A 19,166-nucleotide genomic window follows, 5' to 3' on the forward strand; every position below is an offset into this window, starting at 1 on the left:
CTATGGCGACTTCGGGGGGCAGGCGGGGTGCGGGGGGCCCTGGCGGGGGGGTGGACGGGGGGCGGCCGGGGGGGGGGGCGGCCGGGGGGGCCGCGGCGCGCCACCCCCGGCCGGCGGGCCCCCCCCCCCCCCGGGGGCACCCCCTCCTGCCTTCCACCGGTCAGTGGCCGCGCTCGGCGCCGCCGTTGACCTGGATGATCTGCGAGGTGATGTGCCCGGCCCCCGGGGAGGCCAGCCAGTGCAGGGTTTCGGCGACGTCCCCCGGGGTGCCGGCCCGGCCGTTCGAGGTCTCATCGATGAGCCGGGCCCGCCGCTCCTCCGCCATCGCGTCCCCGAAGAACTCGGTGTCCTCGATGTACCCGGGCGCCACGACGTTCGCGGTGATGCCACGCGGTCCCAGCTCCCGGGCCAGGTCGTGGGCGTAAGGGTGCAGCCCCGCCTTGGCCGCCGCGTACGCCCCGCTCCCGGACCCGCGGTAGGCGGCGATGGAGCTGAGAAACAGCACGCGTCCGCCGGGCTCGGCGAGCCGCGGCTTCAGCGCCTCGGTGAGCAGCACCGCCGTCAGGGTGTTGAGGCGGAAGTTCACATTCCAGGTGTGCGCGACGGCCGCGAGCGGATCGTCACCCGGGGCGTCCGGTTCGAGCAGCCCGTTGCCCCCGGCGCTGTGCACGAGCACGTCCACAGCCCCCAACTCCCGTTCCACGAAGGCGGCGACACCCCGCACGTCCTCCGGCTCGGCGAGATCGGCCGCGTACGTCAGCGCGCCGGGCACCTCGGCCTTCTCCAGCACCTCGGCCCGCCGCCCGAGCAGCAGCACCCGATCGCCGTCCGCGGCGAACACCCGGGCCGCCGCGAGCCCAATTCCCGTACCGCCACCACTGATTACTACATTCCGTGCCATACGGACGACCCTACGACGCCCCGGCCGCCCGCCGTCAAACCGGCAGCCGCAGCCGCCGGTGACTCACCGCAGGCTGCGGACGTCGAGGTGCCGCAGAACCCGGTCGACCACCTCGGGATCCGCCCCGGGCTCGCTGCGCGCCGCCAGTACCTCGTGCCGCGCGGCGCTCAGCATCTCCTGCTGGATCCGCCGCACCCGCTTCACCCGCCGGGCCCCCTCCCGGTACGCCTCCCGCCGCTCGTCCTCCGCCAGTTCGGGACTGATCCGCACCCCGATGTCGTAGGCCCGCCGCAGCATCTGCTCGGACAGCTCCTCCGGCAGTTCCTCGGTCCCCTCGATCTCCCGCAGCCGCTGCTTCGCCGCCTTGGCCGCCCGGATCGCCAGGTCCTTGGCGAACTCCTTCTCCTTGTCCGTGTCGGCCTTCACCCCAAGCCACCGCACCAGCCACGGCAGCGTCAGCCCTTGCAGGACCAGCGTCGCCATGATCACCCCGAAGGCGATGAAGATGATCTCGTCCCGGCTCGGGAACGGCGCGCCGGCATCGGTCTCCAGCGGAATGGCCAGCACCAGCGCGACCGAGGCGACCCCGCGCATCCCCGACCACCACATCACCACGGTCTCGCGCCAGCTCACCGGGATGTCCTCGTCGTAGTCCCGCCGCGCGTGCAGCCGTTTGGTCAGCCAGGTCGCCGGCAGCAGCCACAGCAGCCGGGCGAACACGACGACGACCACCACCACCGCCGCCCAGCCCAGCAGCTCGCCCCACCGCCCCGAGGCCGTGCGGATGGCGTTGTGCAGTTCGAGACCGACCAGCCCGAACGCGACGCCGGTGACCAGCGTGTCGACGATGTTCCAGAACGTGTGGCCGGCCAGCCGTGTCATGACGTCGTCGGCGTCGGAGCCGTACTCCGCGAGGAACAGCGCGGTGGTGAGCACGGCGAGCACGCCGGACCCGTGCAGCTCCTCGGCCATGACGTAGGAGGCGTACGGCACGAGCAGGGTCAGCCCGATCTGCAGGGTGGCGTCGCCGAGGATTTCCATCAGCTTGTTCGCGCCCCAGCCCAGCGCGAGGCCCACGGCCACCGCCACCACGGCCGACAGCACCAGGTCGAGCCCGGCCTTCCAGGGCGAGAACGTCCCGCTGACGGCGGCGGCGATCGCCACGTGGTAGAGGACGATGGCCGTCACGTCGTTGAAGAGGCCCTCGCCCTCCAGGATCGACACCAGGCGGCGGGGCAGTCCCAGCTGTCCGGCCACGGCGGTCGCCGCGACCGGGTCCGGCGGCGCGACCAGCGCGCCCAGCGCGAACGCCGCGGCGAGCGGCAGCCCCGGCACGATCGCGTCGGCCACGGCGGCCACGCAGGCCATGGTGACGAACACCAGCGCCACGGCCAACAGGAAGATCGGCCTCTTGTTCGCCGCGAACTGCCGCCAGGAGGTGCGCCGCACGGCGGCGTACAGCAGGGGCGGCAGCAGCAGCGGCAGGATCAGGTCCGGCGCGATCTCGACGTTCGGCACGAACGGCAGCAGCGCGAGGACTATCCCCAGGAGCGTCATCAGCACCGGGGCGGGCATCTTGAGCCGGTCGCCCAAGGGGACACTGATCACGGCCCCGAGCAGCAGCACGAACAGCAGGGCCAACTGATCCACGGTCAGCGCTCCACAACGGTCAAATGTTCACACGACTGACCTCAAGCCTGCCACGCAACTCCCGGGACAAACCGTTTCGGCACCCACCACGAGGGGCTAAAGCGAACGCCGCATCCCCTGGTGCGGAATCCCCGCCTCCAAGTACTCGGGCCCGTAGGGCTCATAGCCGAGCCGCGCGTAGAAGCCGAGCGCGTGCGTCTGCGCGTGCAGGTCCACGGCCGCGAGCCCCCGCGCGCGGGCCGCGTCCTCGATGGCCCGCACCAGGGCGGCACCGACGCCGAGCCCGCGTGCGGCTCCCGTCACGGCGAGCCGGCCGAGGGAGCCCACGGACGGGCCGGCGCCGGTCTGGGCCACGGCCGCCTCCCCGTGCAGCAGCCGCCCCGTCCCGAGCGGCACGCCGTCCTGGCGGACCGCCAGCACATGGACCGCGCCGGCGTCGTACGCGTCGTACTCGATGTCCTCCGGTACGCCCTGCTCGCCGACGAAGACCTCCTTGCGCACCGCGAAGCACGCCTCACGGTCGGCCGGGTCCTCGGCGATCCGCACCACGTACGGGGTGCTCACGCGTACGTCTCCTCGCGGACCTGCTCCAGGGCCTTGTGCAGGTCCTCCGGGTAGTCGCAGGAGAACTCCGCCCACTGACCGTCCCCGGGGTGCTCGAAGCCGAGCCGTACCGCGTGCAGCCACTGGCGGGTCAGGCCCAGGCGCTTGGCGAGCGTCGGGTCGGCGCCGTAGGTGAGGTCGCCGACGCAGGGGTGCCGGTGGGCGGCCATGTGGACGCGGATCTGGTGCGTGCGGCCGGTCTCCAGCTTCACGTCGAGCAGCGAGGCAGCGCGGAACGCCTCGATGAGGTCGTAGTGCGTGACGGACGGCTTGCCCTCGGCGGTGACCGCCCACTTGTAGTCGTGCTGGGGGTGCCGGCCGATGGGCGCGTCGATGGTGCCGCTCGTCGGGTCGGGGTGGCCCTGGACGAGCGTGTGGTAGCGCTTGTCGACCGTGCGCTCCTTGAACTGGCGCTTGAGCGAGGTGTAGGCGCGCTCCGACTTGGCGACCACCATGAGGCCCGAGGTGCCCACGTCGAGCCGGTGCACGATGCCCTGGCGCTCGGCGGCGCCGGAGGTGGAGATCCGGTACCCGGCGGCGGCCAGGCCCCCGATGACGGTCGGCCCGCTCCAGCCCGGCGAGGGGTGCGCGGCCACGCCGACCGGCTTGACGATGACGACCACGTCATCGTCGTCGTGGACGATCTCCATGCCCTCGACCGGCTCGGCGACGACCTGCACCGGCGCGGGCGCCTGCGGCATCTCGACCTCCAGCCAGGCGCCGCCGTGCACGCGCTCCGACTTGCCGACCACCGACCCGTCGACCGTGACCTTCCCCGCGGCGGCGAGCTCGGCCGCCTTGGTACGGGAGAAGCCGAACATGCGGGAGATGGCGGCGTCGACGCGCTCGCCCTCCAGGCCGTCGGGCACGGGCAGGGTACGGATCTCGGGAAGCGTGCTCACCCGTCGAGTATGCCGGACGGCTCCGACAGGGCCGTACGCGCGCTCAGTCCTTGTGGACGGTCCCGTCCGGGTCGAGGCCCTTGAACGACAGCAGCACGATCAGGATGCCGCCGCACACGATCGCCGAGTCGGCCAGGTTGAAGACGGCGAAGTGCTTGGGTGCGATGAAGTCCACGACCGCGCCCTCGAAGACGCCCGGCGCCCGGAAGATCCGGTCGGTGAGGTTGCCCAGCGCCCCGCCGAGCAGCAGGCCGAGCGCGATCGCCCAGGGCAGGCTGTAGAGCTTGCGGGCGAGGCGGGCGATCACCACGATCACCGCCGCCGCGATCATCGTGAAGATCACGGTGAAGGCCTCACCGAAGCCGAAGGCCGCGCCCGCGTTGCGGATCGCCTCGAACTTCAGCCAGTCGCCGATGATCTCGATGGGCGGGTGGTGCTCCAGCTTGGCCACCACGATCAGCTTGCTGATCAGGTCGAGGGCGTACGCGATCGAGGCGACGGCGAACAGCACCGCGATCCGGCGCCGGCCCTGGGGCCGCCCGGCTGCGGACTCACCGGGCGGGGTGCCCTCGGAGTCGGGTCGCTCCTTGCCGCCCCCGGCCGCGTCCGGTGTGTCCGGCGTACCGATGATGCGCTCCGCCTCTGCCACGTGAGTCCCTCAACCTAGGTGCCTGACTGAGGACGAGGGTACGGCACACCCCGCAGGTCGCACGTGCTCAGGAGGCATTCGGCGGCCGGTCAGTACCGGCGCTCCTGCTTCTGCTTGCACTCCACGCAGAGCGTGGCCCGGGGGAAGGCCTGCATCCGGGCCTTGCCGATGGCGTTGCCGCAGTTCTCGCACAGGCCGTAGGTGCCCGCGTGCAGGCGCTCCAGGGCGCGCTCGGTCTGGAGGAGCATCTCCCGCGCGTTGGCGGCCAGGGCCAGCTCGTGCTCACGGGTGATGTTCTTGGTGCCGGTGTCCGCCTGGTCGTCGCCCGCGCCGTCCCCGGAGTCCCGCATCAGACCGGCCAGCGACCGCTCCGACGACGTGATCTCCTCACGCAGCCGGGTCTCCTCGGACGTCAGCTCGGACCGCGCCTCCTCGACCTCCTCCGCCGTCCAGGGGTCCTCGCCCGGGCGTACCGCGAGCTCACCGGGCTCCGCCGCGGCGATCCGTGCCTTGGGAACGGCGGTCTTCGCCGCCGTGGCCGTGCCAGGAGTCTTCTTCGCAACCACCGTCGTCGCTCCCGTCTGCTGCGCGGCCTCGGCCGCACCCGCCTTCTTGGCCGTGCTGCTCGCGGCCGTGTCCTGTGTGACCGCGCCGGTCCGGGCAGCGCCCTTCCCGGCCGCGCTCCTGGTGGTGGTGCTCTTGCCTCCGGCGGTCTTGCGGGCCGGGGCCTTCTTGGCGGCGGCCTTCGTGACCGCCGCCGCCTTTCCCGCCGTGGCGGTCTTGCCGGCGGCGGCCTTCCCGGCGGTGGCCTTTCCGGCAGTGGCCTTCCCGGCTCGGGCCTTTTCCGCCGAGGCGGCCTTCCGGACGGCCGCCTTCTTCTCCGCCGCCTTCCCGGCCGGTGCCCTGGCGGCCGATCCCTCGGCCGACTCCCCTGCGGCTCCGGCCGATGCCTCATGGGCCGGAGCCTGGGCCCGTGTCCTCTTCACCGGTGCCTCGGCCGGTGCCCCGTCCGTCGACGCCCTGGCCGAACCCTCATGGCCCGACACCTTGGCCCGTGTCCTCTTCGCCGGCGCCTCGGCCAATGGCCCGTCCTCCGACGCCTTGGCGTGTGCACGCTTCGCCGACGCCTGGACGTGCGCCCGCTTCGCCGGCGCCTTCACCGCCGACGCCTTGGCCGAACCCTCATGGCCCGACGCCTTGGCCCGTGTCCTCTTCGCCGGTGCCTCGGTCGGTGGCCCGTCCTGCGACGCCTTGGCGCGTTCCTTCCCGGCCCGCGCCTTGGCCCGTGTCCCCTTCGCCGACGCCTCGGCCGGTGCCCCGTCCTCCGACGCCTTGGCGCGTGCACGCTTCGCCGACGCCTGGGCGTGCGCCCCCTTCGCCGACGCCTCGGCCGGTGGCCCGTCCTCCGACGCCTTAGCGTGTGCACGCTTCGCCGACGCCTGGGCGTCCGCCCGCTTCGCCGGCGCCTCGGCCGGTGCCCCGTCCTCCGACGCCTTGGCGCGTTCCTTCCCGGCCGGCGACTTGGCCGTTGCCGCCCGGGGAGCGCTCTGCCCGGCCCCGGTCACCTCAGCCCCTGGCGGCTCGGGCCCTGACGCCCTGGTCTCGGACGACCTGGTGTCCGACGACCGGGTGCCCGACAACCGGGTCCCGGACGACCTGGTGCCCGACGACCTGGCCCCGGAGGATCCGGTGCCCGACGACCCGGCCCCGGAGGATCCGGTCCCGGATGGCTTGGCCTCGGCCGGTCCTGCCGCGGCCTCCTGGCTCACGGCCCTCCCGCCCGCGGCCTTCCCCTTCGGCGTCCTCTCCCCGGCCGTCCTCCCCCGGCCCTCCTGCACCGCCCGCCCAGCCGATCTGCCCTGCGTGGACTTCTTCCCGCCCACGTCCTTGGCCGCGCCGCCGGAGGCCTCCGCGGACCTGCCGGACGCCGACTGCTGTACGGCGGTCTTCTTCGCCACCATGGCCGCGGCCCCTTCACATATTGTGATCTTGCTCGCGAATCGTGCTGGGACGATAAATCGACTCGAGTCCCGCGGCAACGGGGCACACCGCCTGATTCGCCCGCCTCGCGCATGCCGCGGCGAACCTGCATCCGTTGTGCCCAGCTCCCCGCCCGGTAATCCGCCGAGCCGGACGTCCCAGGATCCGAACACCTATACCACCCCATTAGGGTCATCAAACCCATTTCGCACCCCTCCCGATACCCGCAAGGCCCGGCGCCCGGAAAACCGGTCGGCCGCCGTCCGCGCGGCGCCGTACACTGGGCGGAGCGAAAAGCGTGGATGGGGACGAGTAGCGGCGTACGCAGCCCAGAGCGACCCGGGGACGGTGTGAGCCCGGGGGCGAGCGCGACGTGAAGATCACCCCGGAGCCGCCGGAAGAACGCCGCAGCCGAGCGCAGCGGTCGGTAGACCCGGCATCGCGACCCCAATGAGGGGGCTCACCGGCGCACACCCCGTGCCGGAGGGCCAAGGAGGGTGGTACCGCGGGAGCGCGCCGAAGGCGGCGCAGGCAGACGTAGCTCTCGTCCCTCCGGACGGAAGGCAGCAAGTCCGCCGGAGGAAGCCCGCTGATGACATCGCCGACGTACCGCCAGGTGCCCGCCCAGGTCGACCTGCCCGCCCTAGAGCACGCCGTGCTCGACTTCTGGCGCGAGCAGAAGATCTTCGCCAAGACCCTGGAGCAGTCCGAGGGCCGCCCCGAATGGGTGTTCTACGAGGGCCCGCCCACCGCCAACGGCATGCCGGGTGCCCACCACATCGAGGCCCGCGTCTTCAAGGACGTCTTCCCCCGCTTCCGCACCATGCGCGGCTACCACGTCGCCCGCAAGGCCGGCTGGGACTGCCACGGCCTCCCGGTGGAGCTCGCCGTCGAGAAGGAGCTCGGCTTCTCCGGCAAGCAGGACATCGAGGCGTACGGCATCGCGGAGTTCAACGAGAAGTGCCGCGAGTCGGTGACCCGGCACACGGACGCCTTCGAGGCGCTCACGACCCGCATGGGCTACTGGACCGACCTCCAGGACCCGTACCGCACGATGGACCCGGAGTACATCGAGTCGGTCTGGTGGTCGCTGAAGGAGATCTTCAACAAGGGCCTGCTGGTCCAGGACCACCGCGTCGCCCCCTGGTGCCCCCGCTGCGGCACGGGCCTGTCCGACCACGAGCTGGCGCAGGGCTACGAGACGGTCGTCGACCCGTCGGTCTTCGTCCGCTTCCCGCTCACCTCCGGTCCGCTGGCCGGCGAGGCCGCGCTCCTGGTGTGGACGACCACGCCCTGGACCCTGGTCTCCAACACGGCGGTCGCCGCGCACCCCGAGGTCACCTACGTCGTGGCGACCGACGGCGAGGAGAAGCTCGTCGTCGCGGAGCCGCTGGTCGCCAAGGCCCTCGGCGAGGGCTGGGAGACCACCGGCCAGACCTTCACCGGCGCCGAGATGGAGCGCTGGACCTACCAGCGCCCCCTCGAGCTGGTCGAGTTCCCGGCCGATGCCCACTTCGTCGTCAACGCCGAGTACGTCACCACCGAGGACGGCACGGGCCTGGTCCACCAGTCCCCCGCCTTCGGTGAGGACGACCTCAAGGTCTGCCGCTCCTACGGCCTGCCGGTCGTGAACCCGGTCCGCCCGGACGGCACCTTCGAGGAGGACGTCCCGCTGGTCGGCGGCGTCTTCTTCAAGAAGGCCGACGAGAAGCTCACCGCCGACCTCGACGAGCGCGGCCTGCTCTTCAAGCACATCCCGTACGAGCACAGCTACCCGCACTGCTGGCGCTGCCACACCGCGCTGCTCTACTACGCGCAGCCCTCCTGGTACATCCGCACCACGGAGGTCAAGGACCGCCTCCTCGCGGAGAACGAGGGCACCAACTGGTTCCCGGACACGGTCAAGAACGGCCGGTACGGCGACTGGCTGAACAACAACATCGACTGGGCGCTGTCCCGCAACCGCTACTGGGGTACCCCCCTGCCGATCTGGCGCTGCGAGGACGACCACCTCACCTGCGCCGGATCCCTCGCGGAGCTGTCCGAGCTGACCGGCACGGACCAGTCGGGCCTGGACCCGCACCGCCCGTTCATCGACGATGTCACCTTCGCCTGCCCGCAGGGAGGCTGCGGCAAGACCGCCACGCGCGTGCCGGAGGTGATCGACGCCTGGTACGACTCGGGTTCGATGCCGTTCGCGCAGTGGGGCTACCCGTACAAGAACAAGGAGCTGTTCGAGGCCCGCTACCCGGCGCAGTTCATCTGCGAGGCCATCGACCAGACCCGCGGCTGGTTCTACACGCTGATGGCGGTCGGCACGCTGGTCTTCGACAAGTCGTCGTACGAGAACGTCGTCTGCCTCGGCCACATCCTCGCCGAGGACGGCCGCAAGATGTCCAAGCACCTGGGCAACACCCTCGACCCGATCCCGCTCATGGACCGGCACGGCGCCGACGCGGTCCGCTGGTTCATGGCGGCCGGCGGCTCCCCGTGGGCGGCCCGCCGCGTGGGCCACGGCACGATCCAGGAGGTCGTCCGCAAGACCCTCCTGACGTACTGGAACACGGTCGCCTTCCAGGCCCTGTACGCCCGTACGTCGAACTGGGCCCCGTCCGAGGCCGACCCGGCCCCGGCCGACCGCCCGGTCCTGGACCGCTGGCTGCTGTCCGAACTGCACGCCCTCACCGACCAGGTCACCCGGGCGCTGGACGCCTACGACACCCAGCGCGCCGGCAAGCTGCTGTCCGCGTTCGTCGACGACCTGTCGAACTGGTACGTGCGCCGCTCGCGCCGCCGCTTCTGGCAGGGCGACAAGGCGGCGCTGCGCACGCTGCACGAGGTCGTCGGGACGGTCACGCAGCTGATGTCCCCGCTGACCCCGTTCATCACCGAGCGGGTCTGGCAGGACCTGATCGTCCCGGTGACCCCGGGCGCTCCGGAGTCGGTCCACCTGTCGTCCTGGCCGGAGGCGGACCTCACCGCCATCGACCCGGAGCTGTCCAAGCAGATGGTGCTGGTGCGGCGCCTGGTGGAGCTGGGCCGTGCCACGCGGGCGGAGTCGGGCGTCAAGACGCGCCAGCCGCTGTCCCGCGCGCTGATCGCGGCGACGGGCTTCGACACGCTGGACTCCGGACTGCGCACGCAGATCACGGAGGAGCTGAACGTCGAGTCGCTGGCGACCCTGAGCGAGGTCGGCGGCAGCCTGGTCGACACCACGGCGAAGGCCAACTTCCGCGCGCTGGGCAAGCGGTTCGGCAAGCGCGTCCAGGACGTGGCCAAGGCCGTGGCGAACGCGGACGCGGCCGCCCTGTCGCTGGCCCTGCGCGAGGGCACGGCCTCGGTCGAGGTCGACGGTGAGACCATCACGCTCGCCCCCGACGAGGTCATCATCACCGAGACCCCCCGCGAGGGCTGGTCGGTGGCCTCCGACTCGGGCGCCACGGTGGCCCTGGACCTGGAGATCACCGAGGAGCTCCGCCGCGCGGGCCTCGCCCGTGACGCGATCCGCCTGATCCAAGAGGCCCGCAAGAACAGCGGCCTCGACGTGGCCGACCGCATCGCACTGCGCTGGACGGCCACGGACCAGGCGACGGTGGCGGCCCTGACCGACCACGCCGGCCTGATCGCCGACGAGGTGCTGGCGACCGACTTCGCGCAGGGCGAGGCGGAGGACGGCTACGGCGCGCCGTTCACGGACGAGGGCCTCACCCTCACGTTCCGCCTGCGCAAGGCGTAACCCTCAGGCCGAAGGCCCGGTCCCGCCAAAGATCTTGGCGGGACCGGGCCTTCGGCGTTGCGTACGCACGAACAGGGTGACGCGGACACGAACGCGCGTGGCAAAAGGGCGGGCCCCGGGTTCACACCCGGGGCCCGCCCTGAACGCTGCCGACGTCTATGCCGTACTACTGGCCATCAGGCCGTCAGTTGTCATCCTCGTCGATCAGGAAGCCCCGCATGGGCGAGGGCGCCTGGCCCATCGGCGACGGGCCCTGCGGGCGTACCGGCGCCATCGGCTGGGTCATCGCCGGCGACATCTGCTGCTGGCCGCCGTAGGACGGAGCAGCCGGCGCGGGAGCGCCGCCCATCGTCGGGTTGCCGCCGCCGTAGGACGGGGCGCTCGCGCCGGCCGGAGCCATGGAGGGCGCCGGGGACGGCGGGAGGGACGCGGCCGCCGGAGTGCGCGGCGGGGCCAGCGAGTCGTCGGCCTGGGTCTCCAGCTGACGCAGCTGCGACTCCAGGTACGACTTCAGGCGCGTGCGGTACTCGCGCTCGAAGCCGCGCAGGTCCTCGACCTTGCGCTCCAGCGTGGCGCGGGCGGACTCCAGGGAGCCCATCGCGACGCGGTGCTTCTCCTGCGCGTCCCGCTCCAGGGCGTCGGCCTTGGCACGGGCGTCACGCTCCAGACCCTCGGCACGCGAACGCGCCTCGCCGACGATCTTGTTGGCCTCGGAACGGGCCTCGGCGATCGCCTGGTCGGCGGTCTGCTGGGCCAGCGAGAGGACACGGGCGGCGCTGTCGCCACCGGGGCCTCCCTGACCGGGGCCGCCCATCGGACCGCCCATGGGGCCGGGGCCGCCCATGGGGCCGCCCATCTGCTGCTGCATCGGGGGCTGGCCCATCGGACCCGGACCCTGGCCCATGGGGCCGGGACCCTGGGGTCCACCCTGACCGCCGGGGCCGGCGGGCAGCTGCGGGGCACCGCTCGGCAGCTGGGGCGGACCACCCATGGGGCCACCCATCTGCTGCTGCGGCGGGCCCGATATGCCGGCGGGGACAGGACCACCCGGACCGCGCATACCCTGCTGCTGCTGTTGCTGCTGATCCTGCTGCGGCTCCGGAGGCTTGCGCATGTTCTGCTGGTTCTGCGCAGCAGCGCGCGTGGCCGCGGCCAGTTTGGCGCGCAGGTCCTCGTTCTCGCGGAGCAGGCGGGTCAGTTCGGCTTCGACCTCATCGAGGAAGGCATCGACCTCGTCCTCGTCATAGCCTTCTCGGAGGCGGACGGTCGTGAACTGCTTGTTCCGCACGTCCTCGGGGGTCAACGGCATCTCTTCACCTCAACGTAGTCGTCGGCATTCGGCAAGACCGTATCTGTCACATCGCTCACATCGCGTTCCGCACGACGGTGATCAGGATGTAAACGATGATCATCAAAACGAAGAAGGACAGGTCGAGCGCCACGCCCCCGAGACGCAGCGGCGGGATGACCCGCCGCAGAAGCTTGAGCGGTGGATCAGTGGCAGTGTAGGTGGCCTCCAGAACGACCACCATCGCCTTGCCGGGTTGCCATGAGCGGGCGAACTGGAAGACGTAGTCCATGACCAACCGGAAAATGAGCACGATGAGGAAGACCATCAGCGCGATGTAGAGAACCTGCAGAACCACGCCCATGACCTGTTGCTTCCCTCTCCCCTGTGCCTTGCTGTGTACTGCTGTGCACTGCTGTTTCCGGTGGTGCGTCTCAGCTCTGGTTGAAGAACCCGCCCTCTGCGATGCGGGCCTTGTCCTCCGCCGTGACATCGACGTTAGCAGGCGACAACAGGAACACCTTCTGCGTCACCCGCTCGATACTGCCGTGAAGACCAAACACCAGACCGGCCGCAAAGTCGACAAGTCGCTTCGCATCTGTGTCGTCCATCTCAGTCAAGTTCATGATCACCGGGGTGCCTTCACGGAAGTGTTCCCCGATGGTACGGGCCTCGTTGTAGGTCCGTGGGTGAAGCGTGGTGATCCGGTAAGGCTCTCGTTCGGACACGACCTTGGGCATGATCACCGGTGCGTTCTTCTCCAGACTTGCGCGTTCTTGTGTGATGGATGCCACGGGCGCGATGCGCGCCGGGCGGCTGGATTCCGCGGGGAGCGAAGCGGAGCGGGCGGCCGGTTCGCGGGGCGCGGGCGGCTGTACGACTCGTACCTCTTCGTCCCTTTGGGGCTGATGTGAGACGTGCGGCTGGTGTGACGGCTCGTGCCGTCGGTGGTCCCGCTCGGGCTCCGGGTCCAGTTCGGGTTCGAAGTCGTCGTCGGGGTCGAATCCGCGGCCGTCGTACCCATCGTCCTCCACGAGGCCGAGGTAGACCGCCATCTTGCGCATCGCGCCGGCCATGCTCTGAGTCCTCCGCTCTGTGGTGGATCGGCTGACGACTGCCAAGTGCCCGCGATCCACGAGGTCCTTGAATCCGCCTTTCGGCGGCAATGACCATATTTTCTGCTGTGGTCCGACTTCTTGGCGACGTTACCCGAGCCTGGGGCGGACTCCGAGTACCGCGCTGCCGACGCGCACATGTGTCGCTCCGGCCGCAACGGCCTGTTCGAGGTCCGTACTCATCCCTGCCGAGACCATGGTGGCAGCCGGATGACTCCGGCGCAGGTCGGTCGACAAAACCATCAGCCGCTCGAAGGCCGCCTGTTCGCGTCCCGCGTACTCACCGGTGAGCGGCGCGACGGTCATCAGTCCGTCGAGCCGGAGCCCCGGCGCCGCCGCCACGAGATCGGCCAACTCCCCGATCCCGCCGGGCCCCGTCCCACCCCGCTCGCCCCGGCCGCTCTCACCGGCGTCGAGTGCGACCTGGAGGAGACATCCCAGCTCGCGCCCGGCCCGGACGGCCTCCTTCGACAGGGCCGTGACGAGCCTGGAACGGTCGACGGACTGCACGAAATCCGCGTAACCGACCACCGATCGCACCTTGTTGGTCTGGAGTTGACCCACGAAATGCCAGGTGAGGGGCAGATCCGAGCAGGCCTCGGCCTTGGGCGCCGCGTCCTGGTCGCGGTTCTCCGCGACGTGCCGCACGCCGAGTTCGGCGAGGATCCGCACATCGCTCGCGGGATAGGTCTTGGTGACCACGATGAGGGTCACCTCGTCACGCGCCCGCCCCGCCGCGGTGCACGCGTCGGCGATACGCCGTTCCACTTTCGCCAGATTCGCGGCGAGTTCGTCCTTGCGTTCCGTCATGTCCTGTCAGTCCAGCCACACATAACCCGCGAGCCGACCGGTGGTGCGGTCGCGGCGGTACGAGAAGTGATCGCGCGACTCCAGCGTGCACACCGGCGACTGCTCCCGGTCGCGCACCCCGAGCCGATCCAGCTGGGCGTGCACTCCGGCGCTCACGTCGACCGCCGGCGTGCCCCAACTCGTCTCGGCGTACGCCGCCGGCTCGACGGCGGACACCTCGGCGCGCATCGCCTCGGGCACTTCGTAACACCGGCCGCAGACGGTGGGCCCGGTGCGGGCGATGATCCGGGAGGGCTCGGCGCCCAGCTCCGTCATCGCGCGCAGCGCGGCCGGGACCACTCCGGCGATCATGCCGGGCCGGCCCGCGTGGGCCGCGGCGGCGACCCCGGCGACGGGGTCGGCGAGCAGCACCGGCACGCAGTCGGCGGTGAGTACGGCGAGGGCGAGCCCCCGGCGCGTGGTGACGATCGCGTCGACCGACGGGACCGGGGCCGAAGATCCCCACGGCCCGTCCACCATCGCGACGTCGGCCCCGTGCACCTGGTTCATCCAGACCACCCGGTCCGGCTCGAGGCCGAGGGACTTGGCGGCCAGGTCACGGTTGGTGCGTACGGCGTCGGGGTCGTCACCGACCGCCCCGCCGAGGTTGAGCTCCTCATACGGAGCGGCGCTCACCCCGCCCCACCGGTCGGTGAAGCCGAAGTGCGCGCCGCTCGCGCTTTCGCGCTGTCCTATCACGACTGAAGGATCACTTGAGGAAGTCCGGTACGTCCAGTTCCTCGGCCGCGCTGTCCGAGTAGGTCCGCGGCGCCGGCGTGACCGGCGGAGCGACCGGGATGTCCTTGACCGGCTCCGGAGCGGGCTCCGGGTCCTCCTTCGGGGTCACGCTGCCGAGCGATCCGAAGGACGGGCGGCTCTCGGTCTGCCGCGCCGGGGCCGGCTCCTCCCGCTTGGCCGAGGAGGAACCGAGGACGTTGTCCCGCTTGGCGGGCGGCTGGCCGCCGTCGAAGCCGGCCGCGATCACGGTGACCCGGACCTCGTCGCCGAGGGCGTCGTCGATCACCGCGCCGAAGATGATGTTGGCTTCGGGGTGGGCGGCCTCGCTCACCAACTGGGCGGCCTCGTTGATCTCGAACAGACCGAGGTCGGAGCCGCCGGAGATGGAGAGCAGGACACCGCGGGCGCCGTCGATGGACGCCTCCAGCAGCGGCGAGGAGATCGCCATCTCGGCCGCGGCCACCGCGCGGTCGTCGCCGCGGGCCGAGCCGATGCCCATCAGGGCCGAGCCGGCCTCGGACATGACCGACTTGACGTCGGCGAAGTCGAGGTTGATGAGGCCCGGGGTGGTGATGAGGTCGGTGATGCCCTGAACACCCGAGAGGAGGACCTGGTCGGCCGACTTGAAGGCGTCCAGCACCGAGACCTGGCGGTCCGAGATGGACAGCAGCCGGTCGTTCGGGATGACGATGAGGGTGTCGACCTCTTCGCGGAGTTCGGCGATGCCGTCCTCGGCCTGGTTCGCGCGGCGCCGTCCCTCGAAGGTGAACGGGCGCGTGACCACGCCGATGGTGAGGGCACCGAGCGAGCGGGCGATGTTGGCCACGACGGGCGCGCCGCCGGTGCCGGTGCCGCCGCCTTCACCGGCTGTCACGAAGACCATGTCGGCCCCCTTGAGGACCTCCTCGATCTCCTCGCGGTGGTCCTCGGCGGCCTTGCGGCCGACGGCCGGGTTGGCTCCGGCGCCGAGTCCGCGGGTGAGTTCACGGCCGACGTCCAGCTTGACGTCGGCGTCGCTCATCAACAGAGCTTGCGCGTCGGTGTTGATGGCGATGAACTCGACGCCCTTGAGACCGACCTCGATCATCCGGTTGATGGCATTGACACCACCGCCGCCGACACCGATGACTTTGATGACTGCGAGGTAGTTCTGCGGTGCTGCCACGTCGAAGGCCTCTCGCCTCGAGTTACGTGTCGCCGAATCACCGTGACGCACTGCGCCCCGCGACCCGACGACTGATGCCGAATGGGACGGTCCGTATCGCCGACCCGAACCCTAACCCTGAAGTTTAGGGTTACCAGTGTGTCTGTTCCTTGGAGTCTTCTGAACAGGACACTAAGTCGACAAGTGGCGCACGTTCAACGAACACGCCGAACCTCCCGTTTTTCTTTTCACCCTATGTGATCAGCCGTAGCACTGCCCAACCAGGGTGCTGGCCTGCGCTGATGTGCGTCAACTCCGCGATGACGCCGGGGCGGTGGGCACACTCACGTCGAAGTACCCCGCATCGGGCGTTGCTTTCATCAGGGCGGTGAGGGTACGGGCCTTCGCGGCACCCTTCTCGCTGCTCCCCCAGACGACCGTGCGTCCGTCCCTCAACTCCAGCGAGATGTCGTCGTAGGAACGGACCTTGACGGTCCGTGTCTCGCGGGCGACGGCGGCCGGAACCGCGCGGGCGACACCGACCGCCTCGCGCACCAGCCGGGACTCCCCGAAGCGGCGCAGGCTGGCGGCTGCGGAGCCGGACCGGGAGAGCGTCAATTCCAGTGCCGGAACGCCTTTCGGGGCTTCAGAAACCGTGGCGAAGCGGACACCTTCATCGTCCACTTCGACGAACTTTTCACCCTTGTGGACAATCAGAACCGGAGTCCGCTCCACCACTTTCAGGTCGATTCCATGAGGCCAGGAGCGGACCACGTCAACCGCGTCAATTCGGGGCAATTTCCGGCGCAATCGTGTCTCGATCGCACCGGTGTCGACGGAAATCAGCGGCTTCCCGAGCGGAACCTCAGCGGCGGACTCGACCTGATCGGGCGTCAGGACCCGGGTGCCGGACACGGAGACGTGCTCGGCGCGCAGCCAGTCGGAGCCGTAGAAGAGCCAGATCGTCGGGATGCCGAGGAAGACCAGGGCGAGGCCCAGGAGGACGAGCGCGCGGAGTCTGGCCCGCCTCGACCGCAGGCGGGGCGGCGGGCCGGACGACTCCTGCTGGCGTTCACCGCGTTCGGCGGTGGTCGATCCGGCCACGCTCCCTGCCTTCCGTCATACAGTCCTATCGGTGTGCACGACTGGCGGCGATCGCCTCGTACACCATGCCGACGAGCAGCTCGTCGGCGTCCCGGCGGCCGAACTCGGCGGCGGCGCGGGACATCTGGTACAGCCGGTGCGGATCGGCGAGCACGGGCAGGACGTTCTGCTGGACCCACTCGGGGGTCAGCTCCGCGTCGTCGACCAGCAGTCCGCCGCCGGCCTTGACCACCGGCTGGGCGTTGAGCCGCTGTTCGCCGTTGCCGATGGGCAGCGGGACGTAGGCGGCCGGGAGCCCGACGGCGGAGAGTTCGGCGACGGTCATCGCACCCGCGCGGCAGAGCATCATGTCGGCCGCGGCGTACGCGAGGTCCATCCGGTCCAGGTAACTTACCGGGATATACGGGGGCATTCCCGGCATCTGGTGGACCTGCGGCAGTTCGTTCTTCGGGCCGACCGCGTGCAGGATCTGGATCCCGGCCTGCTGGAGCCAGGGCGCGACCTGCTGGACGACCTCGTTCAGGCGGCGGGCGCCCTGGGAGCCGCCGGTGACCAGCAGGGTGGGCAGGTTCGGGTCGAGGCCGAACGCGGCCCGGGCCTCGGGGCGTACGGCGGCCCGGTCGAGCGTGGCGATGGAGCGGCGCAGCGGGATACCGATGTAGCGGGCGCCCCGCAGCTTGCTGTCGGGCGTGGAGACGGCGACCTGGCTGGCGTACCGCGAGCCGATCTTGTTGGCCAGGCCCGGGCGGGCGTTGGCCTCGTGGATCACGATCGGCACGCCCAGGCGCTTGGCCGCGAGGTAGCCGGGCAGGGCGACGTAGCCGCCGAAGCCGACCACGGCGTCGGCCCTGGTGCGCTCCAGGATCTGCTCGGTCGCCTTGATGGTGCCGCGCAGCCGGCCCGGGACGGTGATCAGTTCGGGGGTGGGCTTGCGCGGCAGCGGAACGGCGGGGATCAGCGCGAGTTCGTACCCGCGCTCGGGTACGAGACGGGTCTCGAGGCCGCGCTCCGTGCCCAGGGCCGTGATGCCCACGCTCGGGTCCTGCCTGCGCAGGGCGTCCGCGAGGGCGAGCGCGGGCTCGATGTGGCCCGCGGTTCCTCCGCCGGCGAGTACGACATGCACCGAAATTCACCGCTCTCCGGACGAGCGCGCCACCGAGGCACGCCGTCGCATCGTGTTCCATCTCCGGGGACTCCGACCGGAACCGGTGCCCCCCGCCCCCCGCTTTCTACCAAAGCGGGGTTGCCGCATCGCAAGCGCCATCCGCGCAGCGGGGTCCTGACGCGCGAAGGCGATCAGCAACCCGATGGCGAACATGGTCGGCAACAGGGCGGATCCTCCGTAGGAGAACAGCGGGAGAGGGACGCCGGCGATCGGCAGCAGACCGAGCACCGCACCGATGTTGATCACGGCCTGGGCCGTGATCCAGGTGGTCACGCCTCCCGCGGCATACCTCACGAAGGGGTCCTCCGTGCGTCCGGCCACGCGGATACCCGCATAGCCTAGAGCCGCGAAGAGGGCGAGTACCGACAGCGTCCCCGCCAGGCCCAGTTCCTCACCGGTGACGGCGAAGATGAAGTCGGTGTGGGCTTCGGGTAGTTGGCCCCATTTCTCCACACTCGCACCGAGCCCGGAGCCGAAGATTCCGCCCGAGGCGAGGGCGTAGATCCCGTGCACGGCCTGCCAGCAGTCGACAGGTCCCGACTGGGGCTCGGTGGCGCCCAGGCACTGGAGCCGGGCCATGCGGTTGGGGCTGGTCTTGATGAGGATCAGGCCGAGGACGGCGGCGATCGACAGCACCCCGGCGAACAGCCGCGTGGGGGCGCCGGCCAGCCAGAGCAGGCCGAACAGGATGGCCGTGAGGATGATCGCGGTGCCCATGTCGCCGCCGATCATGATCAGGCCGAGCAGCATGAACGCGGCCGGCACCAGCGGCACGAGCATGTGCTTCCACTGGGTCAGCAGCTTCCTGTCCTGCTTGCGGGCGAGCAGGTCGGCGCCCCACAGCACGAGGGCGAGCTTGCCGAACTCGCTGGGCTGGATCTGGAAGGAGCCGCCGAGGGAGATCCAGTTCTGGTTGCCGTTGACCGACACCCCTATCCCCGGGATCTGCACCAGGACCATGAGGAAGACGGCGCCCGCGAGGATGGGGTAGGCGAGCGCCCGGTGCAGTCTCACCGGCATCCGCGAGGCCGCGAGCAGCAGACCGGTGCCGATCCCCGCCGCGAGCAGCTGCTTGCGGAAGAAGTACGAACCGGGCAGCGACATCTGAAGCGCGGTGATCTGGGAGGCCGAGTAGACCATCACCAGACCCAGCACGGTGATCAGCAGACTGCCGCCGAGGATCAGGTAGTAGGCGGTCAGCGGTCGGTCCCAGCCCCTGCGTGCGCGGGCGTAGAGGCTCAGGGCGCGGTTCTCCCGCGCGAGCCGGGGCGCGGCGGGGCGCTTGGGGGCGCGCGGGGTCGGAGGCCGTCCGGTGCGGCTGGTGGGCACAGCGGCTCACCCT

General features: G+C 70.9%; 16 protein-coding genes. 1 reads left to right on the forward strand and 15 read right to left on the reverse strand.

What is annotated here, in order from left to right; translation table 11 throughout:
• Nucleotides 1–160 precede the first annotated feature (160 nt).
• From AB0E85_RS21285 to AB0E85_RS21310, 6 genes are all read right to left on the reverse strand, one after another.
• Nucleotides 161–901 (reverse strand): SDR family oxidoreductase, encoded by a 741-nt coding sequence (locus AB0E85_RS21285; RefSeq protein WP_361929369.1) that lies wholly within the window; start codon nt 899–901, stop codon nt 161–163.
• Between the two features lie 63 nt (nt 902–964).
• Entirely contained in the window at nt 965–2,551 is a 1,587-nt protein-coding gene (locus AB0E85_RS21290) for a Na+/H+ antiporter (RefSeq protein ID WP_361929372.1), read from the reverse strand.
• 96 nt (nt 2,552–2,647) lie between these two features.
• Nucleotides 2,648–3,115, reverse strand: a complete 468-nt coding sequence (locus tag AB0E85_RS21295; RefSeq protein ID WP_361929375.1) for a GNAT family N-acetyltransferase — start codon at nt 3,113–3,115, stop codon at nt 2,648–2,650.
• Nucleotides 3,112–4,056, reverse strand: coding sequence for an RluA family pseudouridine synthase (locus AB0E85_RS21300; RefSeq protein WP_298556905.1), 945 nt, complete (start codon nt 4,054–4,056; stop codon nt 3,112–3,114). Before AB0E85_RS21300 ends, AB0E85_RS21295 begins: the two co-directional genes overlap by 4 nt.
• A gap of 43 nt (nt 4,057–4,099) precedes the next feature.
• On the reverse strand, nt 4,100–4,705 hold the full coding sequence (gene lspA, locus AB0E85_RS21305; RefSeq protein ID WP_361929379.1) for a signal peptidase II: 606 nt from the start codon (nt 4,703–4,705) through the stop codon (nt 4,100–4,102).
• A gap of 89 nt (nt 4,706–4,794) precedes the next feature.
• Nucleotides 4,795–5,691, reverse strand: a complete 897-nt coding sequence (locus AB0E85_RS21310; RefSeq protein WP_361929551.1) for a TraR/DksA family transcriptional regulator — start codon at nt 5,689–5,691, stop codon at nt 4,795–4,797.
• A 1,586-nt stretch (nt 5,692–7,277) separates the two neighbouring features.
• Here AB0E85_RS21310 and ileS point away from each other — a divergent pair.
• Nucleotides 7,278–10,421 (forward strand): isoleucine--tRNA ligase, encoded by a 3,144-nt coding sequence (ileS, locus tag AB0E85_RS21315; RefSeq protein ID WP_361929380.1) that lies wholly within the window; start codon nt 7,278–7,280, stop codon nt 10,419–10,421.
• A gap of 184 nt (nt 10,422–10,605) precedes the next feature.
• Here the strand turns inward: ileS and AB0E85_RS21320 are convergent, their stop codons facing one another.
• The 9 genes from AB0E85_RS21320 to ftsW form a co-directional block, all read right to left on the reverse strand.
• On the reverse strand, nt 10,606–11,730 hold the full coding sequence (locus AB0E85_RS21320; RefSeq protein WP_361929382.1) for a DivIVA domain-containing protein: 1,125 nt from the start codon (nt 11,728–11,730) through the stop codon (nt 10,606–10,608).
• Nucleotides 11,731–11,785: 55 nt separating this feature from the next.
• Nucleotides 11,786–12,073 (reverse strand): YggT family protein, encoded by a 288-nt coding sequence (locus AB0E85_RS21325; RefSeq protein ID WP_361929385.1) that lies wholly within the window; start codon nt 12,071–12,073, stop codon nt 11,786–11,788.
• 70 nt (nt 12,074–12,143) lie between these two features.
• On the reverse strand, nt 12,144–12,785 hold the full coding sequence (gene sepF, locus AB0E85_RS21330) for a cell division protein SepF (protein WP_102907744.1): 642 nt from the start codon (nt 12,783–12,785) through the stop codon (nt 12,144–12,146).
• A 129-nt stretch (nt 12,786–12,914) separates the two neighbouring features.
• The gene (locus AB0E85_RS21335) at nt 12,915–13,634 is read right to left on the reverse strand and encodes a YggS family pyridoxal phosphate-dependent enzyme (protein WP_361929388.1); all 720 of its coding nucleotides are present in this window, start codon (nt 13,632–13,634) and stop codon (nt 12,915–12,917) included.
• Nucleotides 13,635–13,640: 6 nt separating this feature from the next.
• On the reverse strand, nt 13,641–14,372 hold the full coding sequence (gene pgeF, locus AB0E85_RS21340; protein WP_361929390.1) for a peptidoglycan editing factor PgeF: 732 nt from the start codon (nt 14,370–14,372) through the stop codon (nt 13,641–13,643).
• 10 nt (nt 14,373–14,382) lie between these two features.
• The gene (gene ftsZ, locus AB0E85_RS21345) at nt 14,383–15,576 is read right to left on the reverse strand and encodes a cell division protein FtsZ (protein WP_033312673.1); all 1,194 of its coding nucleotides are present in this window, start codon (nt 15,574–15,576) and stop codon (nt 14,383–14,385) included.
• A 288-nt stretch (nt 15,577–15,864) separates the two neighbouring features.
• Nucleotides 15,865–16,659, reverse strand: coding sequence for an FtsQ-type POTRA domain-containing protein (locus AB0E85_RS21350; RefSeq protein ID WP_361929393.1), 795 nt, complete (start codon nt 16,657–16,659; stop codon nt 15,865–15,867).
• Between the two features lie 25 nt (nt 16,660–16,684).
• Nucleotides 16,685–17,782, reverse strand: coding sequence for an undecaprenyldiphospho-muramoylpentapeptide beta-N-acetylglucosaminyltransferase (gene murG, locus AB0E85_RS21355; protein WP_062926343.1), 1,098 nt, complete (start codon nt 17,780–17,782; stop codon nt 16,685–16,687).
• A gap of 6 nt (nt 17,783–17,788) precedes the next feature.
• On the reverse strand, nt 17,789–19,153 hold the full coding sequence (gene ftsW / locus AB0E85_RS21360) for a putative lipid II flippase FtsW (RefSeq protein ID WP_361929396.1): 1,365 nt from the start codon (nt 19,151–19,153) through the stop codon (nt 17,789–17,791).
• Between the last annotated feature and the right edge of the window lie 13 nt (nt 19,154–19,166).

The organism is Streptomyces sp. NPDC029044, from assembly GCF_040637495.1.
Lineage (GTDB): Bacteria > Actinomycetota > Actinomycetes > Streptomycetales > Streptomycetaceae > Streptomyces.

What these genes read in the sequence shown, in the direction of transcription:
- AB0E85_RS21285 (WP_361929369.1), bottom strand. Translation starts at nt 901, where the DNA reads ATGGCACGGAATGTAGTAATCAGTGGTGGCGGTACGGGAATTGGGCTC.
- ileS (WP_361929380.1), top strand. Translation starts at nt 7,278, where the DNA reads ATGACATCGCCGACGTACCGCCAGGTGCCCGCCCAGGTCGACCTGCCC.
- AB0E85_RS21320 (WP_361929382.1), bottom strand. Translation starts at nt 11,730, where the DNA reads ATGCCGTTGACCCCCGAGGACGTGCGGAACAAGCAGTTCACGACCGTC.
- AB0E85_RS21325 (WP_361929385.1), bottom strand. Translation starts at nt 12,073, where the DNA reads ATGGGCGTGGTTCTGCAGGTTCTCTACATCGCGCTGATGGTCTTCCTC.
- sepF (WP_102907744.1), bottom strand. Translation starts at nt 12,785, where the DNA reads ATGGCCGGCGCGATGCGCAAGATGGCGGTCTACCTCGGCCTCGTGGAG.
- AB0E85_RS21335 (WP_361929388.1), bottom strand. Translation starts at nt 13,634, where the DNA reads ATGACGGAACGCAAGGACGAACTCGCCGCGAATCTGGCGAAAGTGGAA.